This is a genomic window from Peribacillus sp. SIMBA_075, from assembly GCF_046534585.1.
Genome location: NZ_JAWRYN010000890.1, coordinates 1 through 261, shown reverse-complemented (window position 1 = coordinate 261; position 261 = coordinate 1). Strand labels below are relative to the sequence as shown.

Below are 261 nucleotides of genomic sequence, written 5' to 3'. Positions count from 1 at the left end.
AGCGCACCGATCTGGGCGATGGCTGGCAGCGCCTGTCCGTCGCCTTCAAGCAAACCTTCCAGCCCTGAGAATTCCATGGCACAGCAACACATCAATTTCGGCACGCTTCCGACCGGCATCGGTGGGGACACCCGCTACGCGGCATTTCGAAAGTGCGATGACAACTTCACGGAGTTATATGCCGCGCAGGCGCAGCTCGTAGATGACGTGGGCGACCTGCAGGACCAGTTGACGGCCTTGGCGCCCAGCGATCGCGGCGCG

At 62.5% G+C, this 261-nt stretch carries 1 protein-coding gene; it reads left to right on the top strand.

What is annotated here, in order from left to right; all coding sequences use genetic code 11:
- Nucleotides 1-75: 75 nt before the first annotated feature.
- Nucleotides 76-261 (top strand): hypothetical protein (locus SB775_RS30820; protein ID WP_410865062.1); only part of this gene is annotated, 186 nt, incomplete at its 3' end.